Origin of the sequence: Acidithiobacillus sp. YTS05 (assembly GCF_024396695.1) — a bacterium.
GTDB lineage: Bacteria > Pseudomonadota > Gammaproteobacteria > Acidithiobacillales > Acidithiobacillaceae > Igneacidithiobacillus > Igneacidithiobacillus copahuensis.
The window spans coordinates 1,295,066-1,318,347 of the sequence record NZ_CP094359.1; the positions used below are offsets into that span (position 1 = coordinate 1,295,066).

Below are 23,282 nucleotides of genomic sequence, written 5' to 3' on the forward strand. Positions count from 1 at the left end.
CTTTACTCTGTCCAATATATTACTCTTTGCGTGCCAAGGGAAGAGCATAGGGACTCAGGTCCAGACTCGGAGTTCTATCGAGGACAAGTTCGGTCAGTAACTCGGCAGTAATCGGGGCGGTTGTCAGCCCATAACGAAAATGACCGCTGGCGACGAATAGCCCATCCTGTCCTGGCACCTTGCTGATAAACGGAATGTTGTTTGGGCTGCCAGGGCGCAATCCAGACCACTGCTGGGTGACGGGGTAAGTCCGGCTTGCGGGAAACACGCGATGCGTAAATGCCAAAAGCTCCTGCGCTGCCTCCGGCGTAAATGACTTGTCAAAGCCGACGTCCTCACTGGTGCTGCCAACCAGGAGCTGCCCATCCTGACGCTGGACCAGATAATGCGCTCCCTCCAAAACGATCTGTGGCAGGGCATTTTTCTGACCCTGCAGAAGAAGCATCTGGCCCCGCACCGGGGTGACCGGGAGCGAGATACCCTGCTGCGCCAGAATTCTGCCCGTCCAGGATCCAGCACTGACGATGATTCGATCGGCGTAGTACCGCAGATTGCCAGCCAGCACCGCCCATTGCGTGCCTTCCTTTCGAATCTCGGTTACCTCAGTATGGTCCTGGGTATGAACTCCCAGCGCTGTCACATAGCGAAGCAGCCCGGAAAGCAGACGTGGATTTCGTATTTGGGCCACTTCCGGGCAGAACAGGGCGGCGTCGGCACGTAGCATAGGCGCCAAATGCTGCATCTCCGTCGCCGTGTGCCACTGCCAATTTCGTCCCCAGGCCGCACCCCACGCTAGCACATCCCTTGGCAGAGGGGCCTCCTCGCTATCGAGAACCCACATTCCCGACATCCGCCACTCGGGATCAATGCCTGAGGCATCCTGAATTTCGTTGGCGAAAGCCTCATAGCGGCGCATGCCTTCTTTTGCCAGCCGGAGTAGGGGAGGGAGATAGCGCCAGGCGTGCAAGGGACTGAGAATCCCGCCCCCCGCCCACGAGGCCTCCCGCCCCAGAGCGCCGCGATCCAGTATGGTGACTTTCTTGCCGGCCTGGGCCAAACGCAAGGCGGCGCTCAGCCCGATAACGCCGGCACCTATGATCAGGACCTCTGCAGATCGGAGGTCAGTTTTAGAAATCGATTCGGTAAAAGATATTTGCGCCATCCTGCGTGCCACTTTCCGTTTGAATTTCTATATTGCGGGAAATTCGATATCGTAGACGTGCAACCGTACCATCACCCAAGACAGACTGACCGACGCTGAAATATAAATTTGGAGTGATATAGTGTCCCAGGGTCACCATATCGGCGGCCAGTCCACTGCCGGAGCCACTGGAGCTTACGCCAAAATCGAAGCCGGCGCTGCTGAGACTGTTACCGAGTACTGCCGCGCGCCCCGCAGAAAAAAGTTGTCCTGCTGCGGCAGAAAGAACAGCATCCTGGCTTTGCAGACCAGTACTCGGTGTACCTAACACGAGGTAAGAAAGGATATCGTTTTGCGCCATGCTTGGTTTAGAATATAAGTTGACCACCGGATGACTAAGATTGCCAGTAACCCGGACACCGGCAAGAATCGTTTCATTAGCCACGGAAAAACTATCACTGTTCTTGATGCGACGCACCGCAAGTACGTCGAGGCTTGCTGCCTGTGGCGGACCATTGAAAAGAATTTTTCCTCTTTCAAATGTCAGCGAGTTGCCATAGATCTCATATTTTCCATCAACCATTTGTAGACTACCCTGCAACAGTGGCGTGGTGGAGGGCGGCACCATGCGCAAATGCAAATCACCTTGCAGATCAGCATGTAGACCGCCAATCAACACTCGGGCATTTTTCCCGAGTCCGATATGCACGTCCACGGCCAGATCAGAAGGCGTAGTACTCTTTTTCGCTTCATGGACAAAAACGACGTCACTTGACGGCTTCGGTCCACCAAAATCGGTTCCCAGAATCCGCAAACGTGTGGTTTCCACTTTTCCGGTTATCGCCAAGTTTCCTTGCTGGTGATGAATGTTGATGTCAGGATCAATGGCCGCTTGTACCTGCGGCAAATTGAGCGCGAGGAAGTTGTTTCCGGTAATATTGATCTGGTAGGGGACGCCCTTGGCGAAAGCGATATCACCGCTACCGTGCAGAGTGCCAGAGCCAGAGTGCACGACCAGACTTTTCAGGAGCAAATGATCTCCACTACCAGTGAGCTGGGCCTCAATATCCTGCAGATGCAGTCCGGCCTCGGGAATATAACAGCCCAAACCGGAAGCGGTCGCCTGACCCTGCCAAAGGGGTTTTTCCCAGGTTCCGTCTGCGTGCAGGTTGATCGTGATGTCCCCTTTGGGGTCGACCTCAATATTTCCGGTTGGCAACTGCGAGAGCAAAACGCCCGGAATATGTCCTACGACAGCAGCATTGATCGGCTGCTGCGTGGGCGTCTTCCAGGGTAGTCGCAGCACGGCCGGACTATTTGCATCCAGTTGAAATGTTCCCAACTGATCCGCCAAATGCAGACTACTCTGCAGGTGCAGCCCATCCTTCTGCCAATGCAGATCTCCGGAAAATTGTGTTATTGCAATCTGATGACTGGTATCCCCGGCCAACCAATGCAAAGCCGTGTCTTTCACCCCCCAGTCAGCCTTCAGTTGGCATATCCCATCGCAGCGACCATGCAGTTGTGCATTCCATCGACCACGAATTCCGGTACCCAGAGTTTTATCCCAAAAATCGAGCGGCAAGGCTGAAGCTTCCGCATCCAAACTCCCTTGAGACGATCCGGTGGTATAGTTGCCAGCAACGCGCACGCTGGCTCCGTTTGCGCCGTCGATGCGCAGCGTGCCAACGCTGATAGCGCCCTGATTCCATTGCAGGGTGGCCGGCTGAACCAAAGACCATTGCCCAAATCTGGGATCCTGAAACCGTAATTGCGCCAGATGGAGTTTCCAAGCGGTAGCGTGCTGCAGAGTGCCGCCAAGAAACAAGTTCCGCTGGGCATCCTGCAGCGAAAGCTGAACGTCTGCCTGTTGCAAAGAGCCAGAGACCTTGCTGCGCAGATCCAGCTTCTGTCCATCCAGGGCCAGACCTGCGGCGAGAAGCGTCGCCTGGAGTTTGCCCCCCTTGCCCAGAGAACCGTCCAGATCCAGCCGTGCCAACGCATACTTTTTGTACTGCAATTGTGTTCCTTGCAGATGCAGCTCCCCCTGCCATTCCTGCCCATGCTGAGCGACCCATCCGTGTAATTTGCTTTTACCACTGGCTGCTGGCAATACGCCAGACCAGCGGTCCACTTGAGCATTGATGCTGAGGCGCTGGGCAAGACTGCCCTCTGCCTGTAATTGTAGTCCGGGGCCGGTCAGAACCGCTTGCTTCAGGTCCCAGGTTTTGCCAGAAAAGTGTAGCTCTCCCGAGCCTTGCAGCGTTTCCTGATAGATTTGGCTCGGCAGAAGATTCCAACGGACATTCCCACTCCAACCAGAGGATGATGCAGCTGCATGAAGATCCATATCTGCAGAAAGCTTACCAGGAACCTGCTTAAAAATAGCCTGAAGAGGCACCTGCCGGAAGGCCAGATTGCCGCGCACCGACTCCGCATTTCCGAACGTAGCCTCTACCTTCGAGCGCAGAAGCTGGCCGTCCAGGAGATTACCACTCAGTAGGAGTGTCACAGATTTCTGCAAGCCTGAAAAATTGGTGTTCAGCCTGCTTTTTCCGGATTCCAGGGTAAAGGTGCCCTGATAGCGGGATTCCGTTCCCGATCCGTGCCAGTTTGCCTGGATACCACTTTTCCCTAACGCTTCTGGCATCCCGACCCAGGCAAGATCTGACAATTTGCCCGCCGTCGCATAGTTGCCATGCAGGGTTTTGGGTAAATGTACAGAAATGGCGAGTTTTATCGGCTTGGCCAGCTTCTCGCTACTGAGCTTTGCCTGCGTCAGCTCTATTGCATAGGGGGCTATTGTCGCAGTTCCCTGAAGCTTTCCACTGATGTTTGCCTGATGCAGGGTGAGCGCGATGGGACCTCCGTAGCGTCCTCCAGACAAATCATGCCAATCCACTTGTACGTTTACCGCGGTATGGTCCGATTTTGCCGATTGCCAGTCGGCAACTAGACGGATCTTCCGTTGCTTGATGCCGGCGTTACCCGTAAGCCGCAATTTTCCGAAAGACCCCTGGCCTTGCAGATTCAGTATCTCTATAAGCCCTCTGTCCCAGGCGATCTTTTTGCATTCCGCCTGCTGCAGAAAAAATGTTTCCTTGTCATTTTGGTAGATTCTGAGCCTATCAATCGTTAAAGGAGAGACTGATACACTGAAAATGTTTACCCAGCGCGGCAGTTCTGGCGGAGCCAGCGTCAGTGCAGTAGTTCTTGGTTTAGCTGGGGGTAAGCGAATATTTGCATTGCTGAGGGTGATCGTCGAAAACTTGATCTCTCCCCATAACAGTGCGGTTGGATTAAACTTCCAGGACAATTCCTGCGCATCGATGCTTGTGTTGTGATCCACATAGGATACGTCCTGCAGACGTAAACCATGTGCCAGGTTTCCGTGCAGACTCCGGTAGTGCAGACCGGGCATCAAGGATAGCGTCCAATTTGCGCCAGCGCTGGTCAGGAAGACCCAGGTAAAAAGCACAAAAATAGTAACTATAGGCAACAACAAGCCGGATAAAAATGCGCGAAATAGGATCTTCCGCCAACGCATCAGAAGTTGAATCCAACGGAGAGTGCGACGCGGACGGCGGGGGCGCGTGGCGCAATGAGTGGGTGCGCAAGATCAAGAATTATGGGCCCAACGGGAGAATACCAACGCGTCCCGATACCGATATCCTGCAAGACGTGAAAGGAAGAGAAGCTATCAAAGGCATTGCCGGCGTCATAAAACGCGCCAACTGCCCAGTCATGCGTAATGAAACGGTCGATGTGGATCCCGGCTACCGCCAGAAGGCGTCCACCGACTACGGCTCCCTGGGCGTCTGTCGGTCCTTGCGATTCGTACGCATAACCGGGAAGACTGTTTTGTCCACCGCCAAAAAAGCGCAGATCGGGCGGCAAATTGCGAATGGGTCCGTGCAGCCAGAGTGCTCCCAAGCTTGCTCGCGCACCGATCCCCCAGTCAGGGGAAAGCATCTGGTCCCAGCCCCCTCGCACCCGCAACCGCATGAAATTGCTGGTGCTCCCCCAGACCTTGCTCGCTCCTTCGGCGGTTGCCTGCACATAGAAGCCAGATACCGGTCGCAGGATGTTACGATAATTCTGCACGCGATAGGTCACCGAGGGATAAAGATAAAATGAACTATCACTGATGCCCGATACGGTATACGAAGCCTGCTCCAGATTAAACATCGCCTGTATCGTGGCGTTGACATTTTTTCTAGCATTGTCGGCAAGCGCCCAGCGGCGACCGATCGCCGCGCTGAGCTCATTGGCTGACCAGATCTGGTAAGTCTCATTTTGAAAAGAGGTGGTAGCAATATATTCCGATCCCAGGGTGGAACCAATTGGCCAGGTATAAGTTGCGCCAATGTTACGCGTCCGCTGTGCGGCCTGCACTGCTACGTGCAAATGCTGCGCACGTTGAAACATATTGTAGTTATCGTAATAGAGTATACCATTCAGGCCAATATTGGTGCTGTAGCCAACGCCCACTTTCAAATGCTGTTCCGGCAGGCTGGCAAGCTTGACCGTTACCGGCACAGCGGTATCGACAGGATGTGCAGTATCCCCAAGTACTTGCACATTCTCGAAACGATTTGCATCGTGCAGGTTGCTCTCTGTCACAGACAGCGCGTCAGGTGAATACCAGTCTCCAGTTTTGAAGGTAAGATAGCGTTCGATGAACCAGCGTGGATAGCGCTCTGCACCAACAATGGAAATACTGCCTACTCGAAAGCGTTCGCCACTATTGAGCCAAAGATAGATGTCAGCCCAATCATTTTTCTTGTCGATGAGAAGTTCGTGGCGCTGGTAATAAGCCCTGATATATCCTCTGGACCGGAGAAATGAAAGGCTCTGATCTTTCCAGGTTTCATAGCTGACCTGATCGAGAATGTTGCCGTTGCTGAGAGGAAAAGGCTTTATCCTTTGGCGCAGGCTGGGGGCCTCCGTAATCGTGCCAAGGATACGTATATCCGTATTTCTGACGCGAATAGGTTGGCCAAGCGCGATGTCATACTGGACGACGGCATCCCCGTTTTTCAGCGGTAGCGTTTTACTATGCCAGGTAGCGTGATAGTAGCCGTAAGCCTGCAGCGCATCGCGCAAACGCAAATTGGAAGAAAGGATGAGTTCATGCAGTCGGCTTTCTTTGCCATCGTAGGGAAGACTTGGCATCGCATTCTGCAACTGCACCGTAAGATCCGCGGGCGCCCCATCGATCTGGAAAGAAATCAGGTTCTTGGCAAAGGCTGCCGTCGGCAAGGCGCATAGCAAGGGGACAAGAACCCATGCGGCGCGGATGCCGCGCCGCAGTTGCGCGCGCCTGTGCGGAAGTTGTCTCACCCTCTCCCCATTTCTCTCCACCCGTGCGTTCGAGTGTAGCACAGGATCGGTCAAACCCCGTCACTCGCCCCAGCGGATAGGGGGAGTAGGGCACTGCGTACTGCTTGATTTTCCCCTTCGACTCCCCTATTCTAAGCGCCTATTGAAGAGTTGGGCGGTTAGCTCAGCGGTAGAGCACTGCCTTCACACGGCAGGGGCCACAAGTTCGAACCTTGTACCGCCCACCAATAAAAACAGCGAGTTATATTGCATGCTTCCGATTGCTTCCATACGGAAAAGACAGATTCGAGGGCATTACGTTGTGCCTCGATTTGCAGGTGCTCATAGCGTTCTTTCATTCGCGTGGTGGTATGTCCGAGGATGCCGCTGAAAAGTCGGCTGATGCGTGATTGTTATTGCGCCGGCATGTGCGCGATGTAGCCTTCTGAGGGAGCTTTTTACCGGAAGTCCATGCTGATTGCCTGAAGATTTTGGGCGTTTAGACAGTGCAGCACCTTCAGCTGCGTGCGCCGGCAGTTCAGAAACACGAAGAGCTGGCCGCTGGTTTCTTGTTCCTCGATCAATCTTTGCCAGTCGCTGCGTCGTGGGTTCATACGTGCTCCTGCTCAGAGAATGCAGGAGCAGGGTAGTCCGCACAAATCAGGCCGAGAAGTACGGTGCGCGTTGAGCGGTAACGATCTCCTATCGATATTTATGCAACAACACTCATGAATCTGCGCGATTGTTCTCAGCTTTACAACACGGATGCTCAGAGGATCGGGCTATTTTCTGCTTTGGTGGGCACGGTACGGTGCCATAGGAGCAGAACACACAACAATCACCAGATTTGGGCGAAAGTAGGGCACCGCAACCCTGGCATTCGTAGAAATACAGGCAGGAGTCTACGGGCATGGTTTCTATCTCACTGTGCCCGCAAACCGGGCAGGTGATGGTCGATTGCAAAGTGATCTCGCTCATTTGATTACCTCCTTGGGATATCTCTGGAGGCGAGCCAAATAGACCGGGTTCACCTCCTGATCGGGGAAATAGATCGTCATCACCCCGTTTTGATTTCCTGCAGCGTATCCGGAGAGCTTTGGCACCGCTGTCACGCCAGTCAACGGCTTGTCCATTCCATAGTTCTCTTTGACCAGCAGACTTCGGTTAAAATACCAGATGGCCACGGCGAGGCGAAGGGACGTGTCTGCCCGCAGATTTTCTTCGGCGATATCGCGGTGTAGTAAGATGGGTACGGTAAACATTAGCCCGCTCCTTGACGATTGGAAATGGGATGCGTTTCCTCCACCGCCAGGGCGATCCAGATTGCGGAGACAGCGGTGACACCCGCCGTCAACCAGATCGTCGGCAAGGCGGCATCGGCCCACTGCGCGGCGCCACCCAAAAGCAGTCCACCGATAGCGTATCCCGTATCCCGCCAATAGCGATAGATCCCCAACGTCTTGCCCCGCACCGCCGCGGGTGCCACATCTGCCATGGCCGCAATCAGGTTGGGATAGAGTAACGCCATACCCAGCCCCATGACGGCGGCGGCAAGCATCCAGGCGGCAAAGTGATGGACCAAGGCAATCCCCACGAGCCCCAAGGTCAAAAGAAAGAACCCAGACAATATGGGCACTTTGCGTCCCACACGATCGGCAAGATGCCCCGTCCAAAACTGGCATAGGCCCCAAACCATGGCGTAGCTACCCGTAATCCACCCAATCTGGACAATCCCCTCCCCATGAAAGCGAAAGTACACCGGCAGCATCACCCAGACCAGAGTGTCTGCCACCTTGTTGGCCACCCCACCCTGGCAGAGCGCGCGATAGGTATGATCACGAAACGAGACCCGGACAAAGCTCTGCCATCGGCTTTCCAGCTGGGTTCTGGCCGAATCCGGATGGAGGGGGAGGGAACCGTTCTGTTCCTGATGTTCGGCCTGGGCCCAAGGCAGGGTATCACGCACCCAAATCAGCGCCAGCAAAGCCAAGGCAATCACCAGCAAGGCAAAGCCGAGAATCGTCCAGCGGGGGCCATAGAGTACTGCCAGATAACCAGTGCCCAAACCGGCGAGGCCTACGGCGATATACCCCATGGCTTCGTTGATGCCCACCGCCAACCCGCGTTGGCGGCTGCCGGCCAAGTCGATCTGGCTGGTCACCGTCATCGTCCAGGTAAAGGCTTGATTAACACCTAAAAAAACATTGGCGGCAATGATCCACCACCAGTTCGGAGCAAAGAAAATCAGTAGTGGAATAGGTATACCGGCCAGCCAACCCCAAAACAATACCCGTTTCCGGCCCACCCGATCGGAGAGATCGCCGGCAACAAAATTGAGGATGCCTTTCACCAGGCCGAAGGAGACCACAAAACTGGCAAGAAAGAGAAAGGCGTGACTGCTGAGCCCAAAATCCTCCCGCATGGTCGGCAAGACAGTGCGTTCCATGCCAAGGAGGAGGCCGACGAAAAAGACCTGCGCCGTCTGCAGGGCGAATTGTTGCGAGTTCTGCGCGATACCCTGCGGATACCGCGCCGAGGCCGCAGATGGCATGGCATTCATGCCGAATCTTTTTGCGGGAGCTGCACCAGTTCCGCGCGTTGTTGCGTGGTGAGTTCCATTTGTTCCAGAATCAAGCCGCGCACGATCTGACAAGTCTCCAGCACCTTGGGACTCGTCAAACGGTAATGACAGAAGGTGCCGCATTTTTCACAGTGGACCAGCCCCCGCGCCTTGAGGACATTGAGGTGCTGGGAGAGGTTCGCCTTGGCGAGGCCGGTTCGTTCTGCCAACTCTCCGGCACTATATTGTTTCATTCCCAAAAGATGGATGATTTCCAGGCGCTTGGGATGCGCAAGGGCGGCGAATACCTCGGCAAAGAGGGCGAAACGCACGGTTCCTGTACTCATGCCGCACGCCCGAGATTGGCCGCCACGATCTGTTCCATCTGGGCGGGTCGTGGCGGGATGCTGGCCACGAGTTCGCGCACAAAGCTTGCGCGATCCATCTGCAAATAGGGGTCCCAGCGCTTCTCGAAGGCCAGGGTAGAGCTGGCCTTGCCCGACAACCCCGCACCACAGACACTCCCTGCCGCGTGTCCGGGATAGATTTCGATGGTGTCCGCCAAGGGAAGGATCTTGTTCTGCAGGCTCTCGTAGAGCAGGGCTGCCATTTCTTCCGGTGTCCCGCCCAGGTCTGGACGTCCAACGGCACCGACGAAGAGGGTGTCTCCCGTCAACAAAAACCAGGGCTCGGGGCCGCGCCGCTGGTCAGTCACCAACAGACAGATACTGTCCTGCGTGTGCCCCGGAGTGTGCAGAATTTTGGTCTGGACATTCCCGGTTTCCAACACTTCACCATCGTGTAGAGCGCGGATCGGAAAGTTGGCCAGATCCTGATCGCTATCGTGCAGACAGTAAGGCGCCCCAACTTGCTGCGCCAACTGCCGCCCGCCGGAAAGATGGTCGGCATGGAGATGGGTGTCGATGACATAGGAGATGCGCACCCCTTTTTGCTCTGCCTGTTGCAGAAACCAATCCTCGTCGCCAGCGACGACATCGACCGCCACCGCGAATCCCTTGCCACCACAGCCATAGAAATAGGACTGCGTGCCATCGGCACCACCACGCTGTTGAAAAAACATGGAGCACCTGTTTCGTTACTTTCGAAATTATGAAACTAGTGCCGGGGCGCGTCCGTTGTCAAGGCCAACCTCTGATCTTCTCAACCCAAAGTCGAAATATCCTCTTTGTCCAATTGTAAAATTTCTTCTTTTGGTTTTAGGGGAGCGGTGACAGAGGCGACCATTACGATGACGCAGAAGGCCGGTGGACCGGCTAGAGGTGATGCAGCAGTTGGTCAGCCGGACGCTACGGCAGCAAGAGGCGGCACAGCAGCTCGGGCTGAGCGTGCGGCAGGTCAGGCGCTTATTGGTTCTATACCGCCTCTTCCGCAAAGGCCCGTTCGAAAGCCCGCTTTGCACGTCTACCTGAAGGTGTGCGTAGCCCTCGATGATCCTGATGCTCGAGTTCCCGATGTTCCGCATGATACCTCAGTCTTTCTCGGCGTTGAGATAATTGAACCATTGATGTATCAAAAGTTCATCCATGGCCGGGATCGTGGTCTTTCGCTCCAGCGACGTCAGTAGCCATGCGTCCATACCGGAACGATGCAACGGTTTCTTTTTCTGAACGACCGCAACTATCTGATTTTCAAATGGTGCCCAAGGCCGGACTCGAACCGGCACGGCATAAGCCGAGGGATTTTAAGTCCCTTGCGTCTACCGATTTCGCCACTTGGGCAGGGCAGGTTAGTATAGCAGTGCGTCGAGCGTTTGTCCTTGCTCATGCCGCTGCTTGCGGGGACTGCGTCTACGCTGCCTGATCGAGTAATAGACGTGCTTGTTCAGCAACCGCTCGATCGCCGTCCTGCGCCGCTTTTTGCCACCAGTAAATCGCTTGGTCCATGTTTTTCTGAACACCCCAACCATGGGCGTACGCAGTTCCAAGCTGCAACTGCGCGGCAGCGTCGAGATTTTCTGCCGCTTTTTGCCACCAGAAAACAGCGAGCTGCAAATTTTGCGGCACCCCGTCGCCCGCAGCGTAAGCCAGACCTAGCTCATACTGGGCTGCTCCGTATCCAAGTTTTGCTGAGCGCTGCAGCTGCTCGATTTTTGCAGCACTCAAAGAGGTACCTGCAGCAAGACTTCCAAGTGGGACAATGGTGATAAGGGCTGCGGTCAAAAGTAGGGCTTTGTATTTCATGGCTACCTGATATCTGCGGCTTGCTATGCCGTAAGAGTAGCACAGCGTAGTGGAGTTCCAGATATGCGAAGGGGGCCGGTTGGCCCCCATGCATGTTTCTTTCTGTACTGCGCGGAGATCAGCCCGCCTTGGCTTCGGCTTTCTTGGCTTCCACCTTCTTGGCGGGTGCCTTCTTCATGGCTTTCTTCGCTGGGGCCTTATGCTCGACTTTCTTCATTTCCTTCTTCACGGGAGCCTTGTGAGCTTCCATCTTGGCAGCCGGCTTCTCGGCAGCGGCGGGGGTGGTGGCAGCAAATGCGCTGGAGACGGCAAACAAAGAGGCCAAAGCAACGACGATAGCGGAAGTTTTTACAGACATGGTACTTCTCCTTAAAAGGCTAGATTGAACTGCGATGGTTTCTTAGCAATCAGCATGCCAACTTTTTATCTGTATAAAAAACATAGAGATGCGATATTATTCCGATAAGCGATGGCTAGGTTCTTGTTGGGATGTCCCGACGGATTCTTCTTGCACCGTGCTAACATTTTGAAAAGATTTTGTAATCTTGTTGTCAGATCACGACGTGGCGATTTTGGAGAGTGGGCGTTCATCCAGAGACTGCAGGCTGGCGAAATGGCGATACACGGCAGAGTTATGCAGCAGATTCGCGTGGTCGCCAATCGCCGTGATGCGTCCGGCTTCCAGCACTACGATACGGTCAGCATCACGAATGGTTGCCAGACGATGCGCGGCAACCAGGGTGGTGCGACCGCGAATCAGTTCGGCCAAAGCTTCCTGTATCAGTCGCTCATTTTCAGCATCGAGGGCGCTGGTGGCCTCGTCCAGAATCAGAATGCGCGGATTGCGGAGCAGGGCACGAGCAATGGCAATGCGTTGGCGTTGTCCGCCCGACAGCGTGATTCCCTTCTCGCCGACATGGGTGTGCATGCCCTCAGGCAAACGTTCGACAAACTCATCGACGCGTGCAGCTCGCATGGCGGCTTGCAAGGCCGAAGCCGGCGCGCCGGGTTTGGCGAGTAGGATATTGTCCGCGACGCTGAGCGAGAAAATGGCCGGATGTTGGGGAACGATCGCAATTTGCTGGCGCAGATCGTGTACGCGCATTTGGCTGATATCTTGGCCGTCGAGTAGTATCTGTCCTCGCGTTGGTGCGTAATGGTGCAGCAACAGATCGAAAAACGTGCTTTTACCGGCCCCTGAGGCTCCAACCAGCGCCAGATGTTCCCCTGCCTCGATAGTCAGGTCGATATTTTCCAGGGTAGCGATGTCACTGCGGCTGGGATAAGAAAAATATACTTGGACAAAACGCAGGCTGGCAGCCGAGGGCGATGCCGTCACCGGACTTTCTGTCGCCCTTTGCGCTGGCGACTCCTCCGGTTCCTGCTCCAGTAGTGCGAGCAGGCGCTCGACGGCGCCGAGTAGCCGTCCCAATTGTCCCCACAGGCTGCCGAGGGAAGACAGGGCGGAGGTAGCAAACATGGCGTAGATCAGGAAGGCGGTGAGCCCACCGATACTGCCGCGATGATGCAGAATTTGCCAGCCGCCCAGGTAAAGCATGCCCGCCAAAAGGAGAAAAATGAGAAAGCCGCTGAGTAAGGATGCTCCCGCCTGTACCTTGATGCGCGCGCGTACCTGTTGCAAAACGCCTTGGATACCTGCCCGATAGGTATCCTTGGTGGCATTTTCGCGCGTCAATGCCTGCACCGTGCGGATGGCATTGATGCTTTCCTCGGTGTGTGACGAGAGATCAGCAAGGTAGTCCTGCTCCAGGCGACTATATTTGCGTTGTAAGCGTCCAGAACGCAGATTGACCCAGACGAGTGGCGGCACCACGATGACCACCGGCAGGACCAGAATGGGTGCGGTAACCAACATCATGATCAAAGAGCCGATCAACGTCAGTCCGTGCTGTAAAGCTCCACCCAGTACCCCAGCCAGGCCAAAGCGCAGGATGGTGACGTCACTGCTCAGCCGCGAAATCACCTCGCCGGTGCGGAACTTCTCGTAAAACAGGGCGGGCAGATGCACCGCATGGGCAAAAACCCGTTCCCGCAGATCGGCGACCACTTTTTGCCCGATCCAGGTTGCCAGCGCCTCGCGTGCGGCACGGGCGGCAGTGGTGAAGATGCCGAGCAGCAGCAGGGCCAGGCTCGCTAGGAACAAAACCCGGGCGTTGTCGAAGCCGGGATCGAGAAGGTATCGTGCCCCTTGGGGCAGAACAAGAGTACCCGCCGCACTCAACAATAAGGCGATGGCGTAGAGAATCAATAACCAGAGTCTTGGACGCAGGAAGGGCAGCAGCGCAAAGAGTGCATGCCAGTTTTTGCTGGTTGGGCGCTGCCACGGATTGGCGGCCATTCTTGCTCCTGCAGGTAACGGATTGGGCATGATAGCCCATTTGCCAACTCCTTGCTGCTTTACGGAACCGCTGGGGTTTTGTTACGGTCCAAATAAATGGTTTTGTGAGAGTGGAGGTTTTTCATGCAGAAACATACTTCAAGAGCCATCAAGGCCACCCTCGCTGTGGGTTTGGCCGGTACTTTGCTGGCAAGTGGCCTGGCCGTTGCCGCACCCTACGTGCTGGTGGATGGTAAAACGGTTCCGGTGCATGTAGAACAAAAAACCATGCACATTCCTGGCGGTGTCATCCATATTGAAAGCATCAGCTATGGTAGCGGACCGCAGGCACAGGTGGCCTTTCACTCCCTGAATACCGCCCAAGCAGAGGCGTTGATGCAGCAGAATGCCGTGCAGATGCGGCAAATGCAGGTCGCCATGGAGCAACAGATGGCGATGATGAATCAAATGATGCAGGTTGCCTTTGCCATGCCCGGTGTGCCGATGGTGCAAGCGCCTGTACCAGTGCTGTTCCCGCTGTTCGGCATCCCCTCTGCTCCGACAGGGGTAGCGCAAGCGCCGTCTCCCAGATCCCAGCAGGCGCAGCCGTCTGGAGTCGCGCCATGGCAGCAGGGCATGTATCAGGTTCACTGGCAAAAACCCGCAGCAGAGCAGGACAAGAGCAGTAATCCCAAGATCCCGCTTTGACCTGCACTTAGCGATCCGTGCTGACGGAAAAACGGCGCCCGTAAGGCGCCGTTGTCGTGTGCGCAAATTGCGTCGACTAACGTCGAGCTACCTTGTCTACGCGGGCCTGGTCGCGCGGTTTGATGACCAGACGATCGATGTTCACATGCTCGGGCAGAGACACTACCCAACGAATGGCCTCGGCAATGTCTTCCGCCACCAGCGGGGCCATGCCTTCATATACGGCCTTGGCCGCTTTCGCGTCGCCAGCAAAGCGCACCAGGGAAAATTCCGTCTCTACCAGTCCAGGATCGATCTCGGTGACGCGAATCGGCTGTCCCAACCATTCCAGGCGCATGGTTTCGCTGATGGCCCGTACCGCATGTTTGCAAGCGGTGTACCCGGCACCTCCCGCATAGGTTTCCTCACCAGCCACCGAGCCAATGTTGATGACCGTGGCAGCGGGGGATTGCTGTAGCCGGGGCCAGAGGGCACGAGTAACCCGAGCCAGCCCAAGAACATTGCTTTGATACATCTGCAGCCAGTGTTCCTCGTCGAACTCCACCAGCGATTCCTTTCCGAGGGCGCCCCCGGCATTGTTCACCAGCACATCGACCGGGATGTCGATCTGCGCGGCAAAGGCAGCGACAGACGCGCTGGAGGTGACATCCAGCTCCAGAGGCATTCCACCATATTCGCGGGCGATTTTTTCCAGACGCTCGCGTCGCCGCGCCGCCAGAATCACGTGATAGCCAGCTGCACAGAGCACTTGGACCGTGGCAGCGCCAATGCCGGAGGAGGCGCCGGTCACTACAGCAGTCTTTTGTCGTTCGGTCATGAGTACTCCTTATGGATTTTCGGTGGGTCGGTGGCGGCCTCAGCAACAAAGCGAGGCCCTGACTCGACGCTAGTTATAGTGTAGCACAGGACAGAGAGCGGGCCTTTGCGTCGTAGTTTGGGATCTGCGGATTTTTCTGCCAGGCCCGGAATGGGCTACCATGCGCGCTTTCGTTTTGACGCGTCTGCCATGCATTTTTCCTTGTTTTTGGACATCTTCAATTTCATCGGCATTTTCGTCTTTGCCATAAGTGGCGCCATGCGCGGCGTTCGCGCCGGTCTGGATATTTTTGGGATTGTGGTATTGGCCGTGGTTACGGCGGTGTCCGGAGGAATCGTGCGGGATGTCCTGATCGGCGCGATTCCGCCGCAATCCACCCGTGACTGGCACGGCATCGCCTTGGCGGTAGTGGCAGGCTTGTTGGTGTTTTTCTTTCATCGGCTGTTTGAACGCATGCAGTATCCGGTCTTGCTGTTTGATGCCGCGGGTCTGGGGTTGTTTGCCGTTACCGGAACGCAAAAGGCGCTGGACTATGGATTGGCGCCGGAGATGGCGGCCGTACTGGGCATGATCAGCGGCATCGGCGGTGGCATAGTGCGCGACGTGCTGACGGCACAGGTTCCCGTCGTCTTGCGCGGTGATATCTATGCGTCGGCCGCGCTGCTCGGTGCCATCCTGCTGCTCGGCGGTGACTGGCTGCAGCTTCCGGCGTGGCTCAGTCTTCTGCTTGGGGCTTCCTGTACCTTTGTTCTGCGTACTCTCAGCATCTATCGCCACTGGACCTTGCCACATCCTCGCTAGATTTTTGCCAGAGCGCTTGCATTCCTCATGAATACTGTATAAAAATACAGTTACTGGTTACGGAGGATGCTTGTGGAAGCTCTGACACGTCGGCAACAGCAAATTTTGCTATGGATTCAAGAGCAAATTGCCAAGCATGGCCTGCCCCCTACACGGGCCGAGCTACAGGAGGCCTTTCATTTCCGTTCCCCCAACGCTGCTGAAAGTCATGTGCGTACCTTGGCCCGCAAGGGATATCTAGTCTTGCAGGAGGGTAGGGCGCGCGGCATTCGTCTGGTCAGCGAGCTGATCGAAGAAAGCGGTTTGCCCCTCATTGGCCGGGTACCCGCAGGTGCCCCGATTCTGGCCGAGGGCCAGCAGGAAGGGTGTTTACCCATCGATCCACAACTCTTTCCGGGTGCGGACTATCTTCTGCGCGTACAGGGAATGAGCATGCGCGATGCAGGTATCCTTGATGGCGATATTCTTGCTGTGCAGCAATGCAGTGAAGCACACAATGGGCAAGTGGTAGTGGCTCGTGTGGATGGTGAAGTTACCGTCAAACGCTGGCGTAAGGATGGGTACCAGGTATTTTTATTGCCGGAAAATCCGGATTTTTCTCCCATAGAAGTCGATTTGCGTAAGCAGGACCTCCGCCTGGAAGGATTGGTGGTGGGATTGCTTCGTTTAGGAGGTCTGTGATGAAAACTGCTGTCGAAGAACTGTTAGCCCGTCATCCACAGCGTTTGTGGCGCGCCGAAGCCGGAAATCCTGGGCGGCAGAAGCATCTGCAAGATCCCGGGCACAGCGAAGTACGCGATTTGCTGGGCGGCTGGCCGCGCGGGGCCATTACCGAAATCCATAGTCAGGTAGAAGGTATCGGTGAACTCCGCCTGCTTCTGCCGACCATCGCTGCATTGAGCCAGCAAGAGAAGCGCTGGATACTTTGGTGCCTACCGCCTTATATCCCCTATGCGCCAGCCCTGGCGGCGGCAGGCGTACGCCTGGATCGAATGCTGATAATCCATCCACGCCAGCGTCAGGATCAGCTATGGACGCTGGAGTCGGCCCTGCGATCGGGTACCTGTAGCGCTGTACTGGCTTGGCCACCGGCGTTGGAGGAAGCGGCCCAACGGCGTCTGCAACTCGCTGCGGAGACCGGCAACAGCATGGGCTTTTTCTTTTATCGGGATGTCGTCAGCCAACGTAGTCCGGCGGCCTTGCGTCTGCGCCTGCAGCCTGCTGGCGAGCACACGCGGGTACAGGTGGAAAAGCGTCGTGGTGCTACGGCGCCAGCAGCGGCCAATCTGGAATTGCCTCTGGCGATCTAAGAGGATGCCTCATGGCAGAGCAGTGGCTTGCGGTGATTTTTCCCGCCCTGGCTGCGGAGTTGTGGAATCTTGACGGCACTCTGCCTGGTGTCTGGATCGCCGATACCCGGCAGCGGGTCTGGCAGATGGATGCTGGGGCAGCAAAGCAGGGTATTCAGATCGGCATGAGTGCTGCGCAGGCGCGTGCTCTGGCCCCGCAACTGCAGGTTATGCAGCGGGATGCAGAGCGCGAGTTCAATCTTCTCGACCGTTGCGCGCAACTGCTATATGCCTGGGGACCGCAGGTAGTAGCCCTGCAGGAATGGCCGCACGCATTGGCCGTAGAGCTGCAAGGCAACTCGCGTTGGCGGGCAAGGCCTCAAGCGCTGCTCCAGGCCATTCGTGAATTTGCTGGAGAACGCTTGCGGATTCGTTTGGGCCTGGCACCCACCTCCCTGGCTGCAGCACTGTTTGCCTGGCAGGGAAAGGATGGGGAATTGTGCCACGGGCCTGCAGACCGCTCTTTTACAGAGTGCTGGCAGGAGATCCCCTTGAAACTTCTCCCCGCAAACGACACGCTGCACGCCCGCTGGGAAAGTCTGGGTCTTTACAGTTGCGGCGATTGGCTGCGCCTCGATCGGCGGGAACGGGCGCTGCGTTTTGGGCCGGAATGGGAGCGCTTTTTGGACCGTTTGCGCGGAATAAGAGCAGATCCGCGTAGCCCTTGGCCCCTGCAGGAAGAATTTGTAGTCGCCTTTCCTCTGCTGCAGGAAGTCTCTGATTGGCAAGGCTTACGCTTTCCCCTGCGGCGCGCCTTTCAGGAATTGCGGCTACGCTTGCGTCATCGGGCCAGCACGCGCTGGGAGCTCCTCTTGCAGGGGCGGGATGCACAATATCGTCAGTTGTTGCACAGTCGTGATCCTCTGACCAGTGCGGAGCTCTTTCTGCAGCTTTGGCAAGAGCGTCTGCAACGACATCCTTGGGGTTTTGCGGCTCGGCACCTGCAGCTGCGTGCCATGGATACGGAGAACTGGGCAGGAGAGCAGGGCGCGTTCTGGGAGCAGAATCTGCTGCGGGAGCAAGGACAATTGCTGGATCGTTGGCGTGCCCGCCTGGGGGTGGATAGCATTTATCGTGTACAGCCCCGTGCGGATCATCGTCCGGAATACGCGTGGCATTCCGTCGTGCCGGAAGAGTCAGAGACGAACACGGCTCTTCCCGATCTTCGCCCACGTCCTCTGTGGTTGTTACCTGAGCCCATCCCGGTTTCTGTGCTGCATGAGCCAGAAACTAGCGAACTGGAGCGGATTGAGGGTGGTTGGTGGGATGGTCACGACGTCAGTCGGGATTATTTCCGTTGGCGACGGAGCGATGGGGCGGAGTGCTGGGTTTTCCGCGATCGCCGCTCTGCCAGATATTTTCTGCATGGATACTTTGCCTGATCCTGCCTACGCTGAGCTCTATTGCCTAAGTAATCTGAGTTTTCAGCAGGCAACGGCAAATGTCGAAGATCTGCTCGATCGCGCAAAGGCACTGGGCTATGCGGCACTCGCCATTACCGAAGAATGCTCTTTGTATAGCGCGCCGCGCGCCCATGTGCATGCCCAGACAATCGCCTTTCCTTTGCTGATTGGTTGTACCCTGCAACTGGAAGAGGGATTGCGTCTCGTCTTGCTGGTAGAGGACCGGGCAGGCTATGCGGCGTTGGCGCAGTTGATCAGCCTTGCCCGCAGCCGGGCGGAGAAAGGAGGATACCGCATCTTCCTTGCTGATCTGCTACCTTTGTCTGGACTCTTGGCGATTCTCCTGCCGGAGTATCGCAACGCGCCCGCAGCAGATCACCTGGTAACGGAGCTACGTGCTGCCTGGGGTGGCGCGCGGCTGTGGCTTGGACTTTCCTTACGTTATCGCGGCGATCAACAACGGCAGCTGACGGCTCTGCGCCACTGGCAGCAGCACTTCCAGCTTCCCGCGGTCGCCTGTACTGGCGTGCGCATGGCGCGGCGTTCCGAGCGCTTTTTATTGGATGTCCTTACGGCCATCCGTTTGCGCAAGCCGGTCTCTGCGGTAGGCTGGGATCTGCCCAGTAATGGCGAGCAGCACTTGCGCACACGCCAGCAACTGGCGCAGCTCTATCCAGCAGAACTGCTGGCAGAAAGCGTCCATATTGCTCAGCGCTGTCGATTTTCTCTGCAGGAACTACGCTACCACTATCCGCAAGGGTCCTGCCCGGCTTCCCAAAGCCCACAGGAATATCTGCAACAAGAAGCCGAAAAAGGTCTGCTGCGACGCTATCCCCATGGCGCGCCAGAGGCGGTCCGGCAGCAATTGCAGGAAGAATTGCGCATCGTCGCCGAGCTGGGCTACGCCAATTACTTTCTGACGGTATACGAGATTGTCAGTTTCGCCAGGGAGCGCGACATTCTCTGCCAGGGACGCGGCTCGGCAGCCAATTCCGTACTTTGCTATGTCCTAGGCATCACCGAGGTGGATCCGGCACGTGCACATCTGCTCTTTTCCCGGTTTTTATCCCGCGAACGGGGAGAGCCACCGGATATCGATATCGACTTTGAGCACGAGCGGCGGGAAGAGGTCATCCAATATGTCTTTCGTCGCTACGGTCGCCGCCACGCCGCCTTGACTGCCAGTATCATCCATTATCGCCCGCGCAGCGCCATGCGGGATGCGGCGCGTGCCCTGGCTTTCTCCGCCAGCGAGCAGGATCAACTTTGTCAGCAATTGGCGTGGTGGGATGGTCGCCGGGTGCTTCCCGAACGTCTGCAAGAGGCCGGCTTCGACCCGCAACATTCCGCCGTGCAACGCCTCATCATTGTCGTCAATGCCTTGGTAGGGATGCCGCGCCATCTTTCGCAGCATGTGGGAGGGATGGTCCTTTCCGAGACGCCGCTCGATGCCCTGGTCCCCATCGAGCCAGCCCGGATGTCGGAACGTACGGTATTGCAGTGGGATAAAAACGATCTGGATCTGCTCGGTATCTTGAAGGTGGATCTGCTTGCTTTGGGAATGCTGACTGTGTTGCGTCGCGCCTTGGCGGATTTGCACATGCGGCTCGCCGACCTTCCCGCAGAAGATCCGCAGGTCTATGCCATGCTGCAGCGCGGCGAGAGCCTGGGGGTCTTTCAGGTAGAATCGCGGGCGCAGATGGGGATGCTGCCGCGATTGAAGCCCCACTGCTTTTACGATCTGGTGATTGAAGTGGCCATTATCCGTCCCGGTCCCATTCAAGGGGGCATGGTACATCCCTATCTGCGTCGTCGGGCGGGTCAGGAGGCAGTATCGTATCCCGGCCCCGAAGTCCAGAAGGTTCTGGAGCGCACCCTGGGGGTACCGATCTTTCAAGAGCAGGTGATGCAGATCGCCATGGAAGCGGCCGGCTTTGATGGCGATGCGGCCGATGGTCTGCGCCGCGCCATGGCTGCCTGGCGGCGCAAGGGGAATCTGGGACCATATCAGCAACGTCTCTTGGAGGGTCTGGCGGCCCGCGGCTATGCAGAAGATTTTGCCCAGCAACTCTGTGAGCAGATTCGTGGCTTTGCCGAATATGGCTTTCCCGAATCCCATGCCGCAAGCTTTGCGCTACTGGTTTATGCCTCGGCATGGATCAAATGCCACCATCCGGCGGTATTCACGGCTGCTCTGCTCAACAGCCAGCCGATGGGTTTTTATGCGCCGGCACAGATCGTCGAAGAAGCAAAGCGTCAGGGTGTGCAGGTATTGCCTGTGGATATCCGTCGCAGTCATTGGGAAACCCGGGCCCGCGGCCGGCGCGTGCGTCTGGGGTTACATCAAGTCAAGGGACTGCTGCGTAGCGATATCGAGCGCTGCCTTGCCTGGCGTGAGGCAGATGGCAATCTTGATCCTGAGACCTTATTGCAGGACGCCGGAGTTGGACGGCAAAGCTTGGAAAAGCTGGCACGTGCTGGCGCCTTCGATGCCTTGCTCGGACATCGGCGTGAGGCACTGTGGCAAATCCTGGCGCTATGCAAGAATACGGCGCTAGCGCTACCCGTAGCTTCCAAACAACCTTCTACGCTGCCGCCACCATCTGCGCAAAGTCTTTGTCGCGACGATTATCAACAGTTGGGCTTGAGCCTGGGTCCCCATCCGTTGTCTTTTTTACGGCCACAGTTGGAACGGGAAGGTTACCGTAGCATTGTGCAGTCTCTGCGCCGGCCTTCGGGTACAAAGGTGCGCGTCGCCGGCTTGGTGACCCATCGCCAGCGCCCCAGCACTGCGCACGGTACGGTGTTCCTGACCATTGTCGATGAGTCGGGCAGTGCCAATCTTATCGTCTGGCCACAGCGGGTGGAGGAGTGGCGGCGCCCGGTGTTGCACGGCAAACTCCTGGGGGTGCTGGGGCGTCTCGAAAAGAACGGCCCCTATGTTCATAACATCATTGTCGAAGAAATACAGGATTATTCTACGCGCCTTTCTGATCTGCGTGCGGTCTCACAGGATTTTCAATAAAAAACCCGTGCCCTGGAAGACACGGGTGATTCTACTATCAGACCTCTTTAGATCTTCAGGCGATGGGTGCAACAAACTTGGGCTGTTCTTCCACGCTCAGGCGGGACGCAACTGCCCAAGGTAGAAAGATAAATACCGTTACCAGAATTACAATAATGCTACCCCAAGTGAAGTTTAGGAGATGCAGTGCGCCTTCGCTGCCGATGTACGTCATGAAGGAGAGAAAAATAATATAAGAAATATACCAGATCGAATTGACGAAATGGGTGTTGGCGCGTCCCGAGAAACCGAAAATGATCGACAACAAAAGTACCAAAATGGCAGCATACGGAACGGAAGGCCATCCACTCCAGTACACAATGAGCGATGCCGAAGCCATGGCTAATGCGGCGATGATATTGACCACAGTGGGCGAACGAAAATATCCCTGAGTCCCATCTTTGCGCAGCGCAATCATGATCGGAGGATTGACGGCAAAACCCAGATAACCTGCAACAACAGCATCTCCCAATAAGGCGTAGATAGAGGGTGCCGGTGCGGCGATGAAAGCAATCAGAACGCCGACCACTGTGGTGACAACCAAGGACTGCACGGGAATCCCATGAGACTTGCTGAGCTCCGTCATTTTCTTGCTGAGGATTTTCGATCTTCCCATGGCAAACAGGATACGACTGGCTCCACCCTGATAGATATATCCTGTAACGAAGGGACCGATAATCGCGATAATGACGACTATGGCCACTAGCCAAGAAAGATTGGAGTGCCCCGCCATGAAAAGAAATGGATTTCCTGGAATGGAGGTCAAACCTGCCCAATGTCCAGCCGTAATTTTGACGTCATGCCAGTTCAGTCCCGCAACAAGCGCCGCACCAAACAGAATATACAACAGAGTCTGACCAAGTAAGGAGAGCAATATCGCTTTTGATATCACCTTTGTATCTTTGACTTCCTCCGAGTAATCCGGAATCACGCGCAGACTGCCGAAAGCAAACATACCTAGCGGGATAGCGAGAAAAATTCCGGAAATCCCAAAGGGAGCCAGTCCACCGTGTGCAGTGAAGTTGACAAAGTGACCAACGGAGAGGAAGCCCAAGGCGACGGCTAGGTAGAGTAGCAGCTTAATTCCGCCAAACCAGTTGGTGTTCTTGGAAAACGCCTTGACGCCAAAATAGTTGAAAGGAAAAAATAACAGCATGAATACAACGCCAAGGATGGCGCCGAGCATGGTTGGATTTCCCGAGGAATTGATGAAGTGTGGGTAGAAGAAATTAAGTCCTTCGACTACCCCCAGGGCCTCGATGGGAGGAATGAAAAGATACCAAAGTATATCGCAAAACGCATTGATCATGTTGGTGATCGATCCAAAGGTATATAAACTATAGCGTGACGGCCCGCCTTCCTCTGGATACAAACGATTGAGATCTATGTAGGTGAGACCAACCGTGAGGTACATGAGCCCACCAATCAGCCAGGCAAAAATAACTCCCGGCCCAGCAATTGCTGCCATACCTGCACTACCAAATAAGACGCCAGTACCCACTGCTCCACCAATACCAATGATGAGAAGGTCGATTAACGTCAATTCGCGATGCAGGGTGGCTTTTTTGTGTGTCATGA

21 protein-coding genes and 2 tRNA genes are annotated in these 23,282 nt (G+C 56.0%); 8 read left to right on the forward strand and 15 right to left on the reverse strand.

From position 1 onward, the window contains the following. Positions 1-19 precede the first annotated feature (19 nt). The 3 genes from thiO to MQE22_RS06445 are packed head-to-tail and all read right to left on the reverse strand — an operon-like array spanning position 20 to position 6,505. On the reverse strand, positions 20-1,162 hold the full coding sequence (gene thiO / locus MQE22_RS06435) for a glycine oxidase ThiO (protein WP_215871783.1): 1,143 nt from the start codon (positions 1,160-1,162) through the stop codon (positions 20-22). After that, on the reverse strand, positions 1,128-4,688 hold the full coding sequence (locus MQE22_RS06440) for a translocation/assembly module TamB domain-containing protein (protein ID WP_215871782.1): 3,561 nt from the start codon (positions 4,686-4,688) through the stop codon (positions 1,128-1,130). Before MQE22_RS06440 ends, thiO begins: the two co-directional genes overlap by 35 nt. Continuing rightward, positions 4,688-6,505, reverse strand: a complete 1,818-nt coding sequence (locus MQE22_RS06445) for an autotransporter assembly complex protein TamA (protein ID WP_483190458.1) — start codon at positions 6,503-6,505, stop codon at positions 4,688-4,690. Before MQE22_RS06445 ends, MQE22_RS06440 begins: the two co-directional genes overlap by 1 nt. A gap of 131 nt (positions 6,506-6,636) precedes the next feature. Between MQE22_RS06445 and MQE22_RS06455 the strand changes: the two genes are divergently transcribed. Continuing rightward, positions 6,637-6,711: transfer RNA gene (locus MQE22_RS06455), tRNA-Val, on the forward strand. A gap of 210 nt (positions 6,712-6,921) precedes the next feature. Here MQE22_RS06455 and MQE22_RS06460 read toward each other — a convergent pair. The 6 genes from MQE22_RS06460 to MQE22_RS06480 all read right to left on the reverse strand — a co-directional run bounded on the left by MQE22_RS06460 (position 6,922) and on the right by MQE22_RS06480 (position 10,104). Continuing rightward, on the reverse strand, positions 6,922-7,077 hold the full coding sequence (locus tag MQE22_RS06460; RefSeq protein WP_215873276.1) for a hypothetical protein: 156 nt from the start codon (positions 7,075-7,077) through the stop codon (positions 6,922-6,924). Positions 7,078-7,189: 112 nt separating this feature from the next. Further along, positions 7,190-7,441, reverse strand: a complete 252-nt coding sequence (locus tag MQE22_RS13770) for a GDCCVxC domain-containing (seleno)protein (protein ID WP_303652391.1) — start codon at positions 7,439-7,441, stop codon at positions 7,190-7,192. Continuing rightward, complete coding sequence (locus MQE22_RS06465; RefSeq protein WP_215873275.1) at positions 7,438-7,725, reverse strand: hypothetical protein; 288 nt, start codon at positions 7,723-7,725, stop codon at positions 7,438-7,440. Before MQE22_RS06465 ends, MQE22_RS13770 begins: the two co-directional genes overlap by 4 nt. After that, entirely contained in the window at positions 7,725-9,023 is a 1,299-nt protein-coding gene (locus MQE22_RS06470; RefSeq protein WP_226827751.1) for an MFS transporter, read from the reverse strand. The genes MQE22_RS06465 and MQE22_RS06470 overlap by 1 nt, the downstream gene beginning before the upstream one ends. Then, positions 9,020-9,370 carry an ArsR/SmtB family transcription factor gene (locus MQE22_RS06475; protein ID WP_215873274.1) on the reverse strand — a complete coding sequence of 117 codons (351 nt, stop codon included), beginning with the start codon at positions 9,368-9,370 and terminating at the stop codon, positions 9,020-9,022. The genes MQE22_RS06470 and MQE22_RS06475 overlap by 4 nt, the downstream gene beginning before the upstream one ends. Next, positions 9,367-10,104, reverse strand: a complete 738-nt coding sequence (locus MQE22_RS06480; protein WP_215873273.1) for an MBL fold metallo-hydrolase — start codon at positions 10,102-10,104, stop codon at positions 9,367-9,369. Before MQE22_RS06480 ends, MQE22_RS06475 begins: the two co-directional genes overlap by 4 nt. A gap of 202 nt (positions 10,105-10,306) precedes the next feature. Here MQE22_RS06480 and MQE22_RS13835 point away from each other — a divergent pair, with 202 nt between their 5' ends. After that, positions 10,307-10,453 carry a hypothetical protein gene (locus tag MQE22_RS13835; RefSeq protein ID WP_215873272.1) on the forward strand — a complete coding sequence of 49 codons (147 nt, stop codon included), beginning with the start codon at positions 10,307-10,309 and terminating at the stop codon, positions 10,451-10,453. Between the two features lie 224 nt (positions 10,454-10,677). Here the strand turns inward: MQE22_RS13835 and MQE22_RS06485 are convergent. The 4 genes from MQE22_RS06485 to MQE22_RS06500 all read right to left on the reverse strand — a co-directional run bounded on the left by MQE22_RS06485 (position 10,678) and on the right by MQE22_RS06500 (position 13,583). Then, a tRNA-Leu gene (locus MQE22_RS06485) sits at positions 10,678-10,762 on the reverse strand. A gap of 69 nt (positions 10,763-10,831) precedes the next feature. Then, entirely contained in the window at positions 10,832-11,224 is a 393-nt protein-coding gene (locus tag MQE22_RS06490; protein WP_215873271.1) for a tetratricopeptide repeat protein, read from the reverse strand. Positions 11,225-11,342: 118 nt separating this feature from the next. Beyond that, the gene (locus MQE22_RS06495; RefSeq protein ID WP_215873270.1) at positions 11,343-11,582 is read right to left on the reverse strand and encodes a hypothetical protein; all 240 of its coding nucleotides are present in this window, start codon (positions 11,580-11,582) and stop codon (positions 11,343-11,345) included. A gap of 198 nt (positions 11,583-11,780) precedes the next feature. Then, positions 11,781-13,583 (reverse strand): ABC transporter ATP-binding protein, encoded by a 1,803-nt coding sequence (locus MQE22_RS06500; protein WP_215873269.1) that lies wholly within the window; start codon positions 13,581-13,583, stop codon positions 11,781-11,783. Positions 13,584-13,706: 123 nt separating this feature from the next. On the opposite strand from MQE22_RS06500, the gene MQE22_RS06505 reads away from it, so the two are divergent. Continuing rightward, positions 13,707-14,270, forward strand: a complete 564-nt coding sequence (locus tag MQE22_RS06505) for a hypothetical protein (RefSeq protein ID WP_215873268.1) — start codon at positions 13,707-13,709, stop codon at positions 14,268-14,270. 76 nt (positions 14,271-14,346) lie between these two features. Here MQE22_RS06505 and MQE22_RS06510 read toward each other — a convergent pair whose 3' ends face one another. Then, the gene (locus MQE22_RS06510; protein WP_215873267.1) at positions 14,347-15,087 is read right to left on the reverse strand and encodes an SDR family NAD(P)-dependent oxidoreductase; all 741 of its coding nucleotides are present in this window, start codon (positions 15,085-15,087) and stop codon (positions 14,347-14,349) included. Positions 15,088-15,192: 105 nt separating this feature from the next. On the opposite strand from MQE22_RS06510, the gene MQE22_RS06515 reads away from it, so the two are divergent. The 5 genes from MQE22_RS06515 to MQE22_RS06535 all read left to right on the forward strand — a co-directional run bounded on the left by MQE22_RS06515 (position 15,193) and on the right by MQE22_RS06535 (position 21,665). Then, positions 15,193-15,888 carry a trimeric intracellular cation channel family protein gene (locus MQE22_RS06515; protein WP_255790265.1) on the forward strand — a complete coding sequence of 232 codons (696 nt, stop codon included), beginning with the start codon at positions 15,193-15,195 and terminating at the stop codon, positions 15,886-15,888. A gap of 72 nt (positions 15,889-15,960) precedes the next feature. Then, positions 15,961-16,569, forward strand: a complete 609-nt coding sequence (lexA, locus tag MQE22_RS06520; RefSeq protein ID WP_215873266.1) for a transcriptional repressor LexA — start codon at positions 15,961-15,963, stop codon at positions 16,567-16,569. Continuing rightward, on the forward strand, positions 16,569-17,198 hold the full coding sequence (imuA, locus tag MQE22_RS06525; protein WP_215873265.1) for a translesion DNA synthesis-associated protein ImuA: 630 nt from the start codon (positions 16,569-16,571) through the stop codon (positions 17,196-17,198). Before lexA ends, imuA begins: the two co-directional genes overlap by 1 nt. 11 nt (positions 17,199-17,209) lie before the next feature. Next, positions 17,210-18,619, forward strand: a complete 1,410-nt coding sequence (locus tag MQE22_RS06530) for a Y-family DNA polymerase (RefSeq protein ID WP_215873264.1) — start codon at positions 17,210-17,212, stop codon at positions 18,617-18,619. Continuing rightward, entirely contained in the window at positions 18,603-21,665 is a 3,063-nt protein-coding gene (locus MQE22_RS06535) for an error-prone DNA polymerase (protein ID WP_215873263.1), read from the forward strand. Before MQE22_RS06530 ends, MQE22_RS06535 begins: the two co-directional genes overlap by 17 nt. A 55-nt stretch (positions 21,666-21,720) precedes the next feature. On the opposite strand, the gene MQE22_RS06540 is transcribed toward MQE22_RS06535, so the two are convergent. Next, positions 21,721-23,280, reverse strand: a complete 1,560-nt coding sequence (locus MQE22_RS06540) for an APC family permease (protein ID WP_215873262.1) — start codon at positions 23,278-23,280, stop codon at positions 21,721-21,723. Positions 23,281-23,282 lie beyond the last annotated feature (2 nt).